This is a genomic window from Vibrio sp. OPT24 (assembly GCF_015163545.1).
In the GTDB taxonomy this organism is placed as follows: domain Bacteria; phylum Pseudomonadota; class Gammaproteobacteria; order Enterobacterales; family Vibrionaceae; genus Vibrio; species Vibrio cyclitrophicus.
In genome coordinates, this window is the sequence record NZ_JADDYI010000034.1 from 1 (window position 1) to 341 (window position 341).

Annotated in this window: 3 tRNA genes; all 3 read right to left on the minus strand. The window is 47.2% G+C overall.

What is annotated here, in order from left to right:
- Window position 1 precedes the first annotated feature (1 nt).
- The 3 genes from IQO02_RS08485 to IQO02_RS08495 all read right to left on the minus strand — a co-directional run bounded on the left by IQO02_RS08485 (window position 2) and on the right by IQO02_RS08495 (window position 335).
- A tRNA-Leu gene (locus IQO02_RS08485) sits at window positions 2–86 on the minus strand.
- A 55-nt stretch (window positions 87–141) separates the two neighbouring features.
- Window positions 142–218, minus strand: a tRNA-Met gene (locus tag IQO02_RS08490).
- A 32-nt stretch (window positions 219–250) separates the two neighbouring features.
- Window positions 251–335, minus strand: a tRNA-Leu gene (locus tag IQO02_RS08495).
- Window positions 336–341 lie beyond the last annotated feature (6 nt).

Below are 341 nucleotides of genomic sequence, written 5' to 3' on the forward strand. Positions count from 1 at the left end.
ATGGTGCGGTCGGAGAGACTTGAACTCTCACACCTCTCGGCGCCAGAACCTAAATCTGGTGCGTCTACCAATTCCGCCACGACCGCAGCAAATCTTTATAGTCATATCGAATATTGGTGCTTCAATAAGACGTTGTATAAGTGGTGGCTACTGCGGGATTTGAACCTGCGACCCCATCATTATGAGTGATGTGCTCTAACCAACTGAGCTAAGTAGCCATAATAAATCTAATAGATTCATTATTAAATAATGGTGCGGTCGGAGAGACTTGAACTCTCACACCTCTCGGCGCCAGAACCTAAATCTGGTGCGTCTACCAATTCCGCCACGACCGCAGCAAA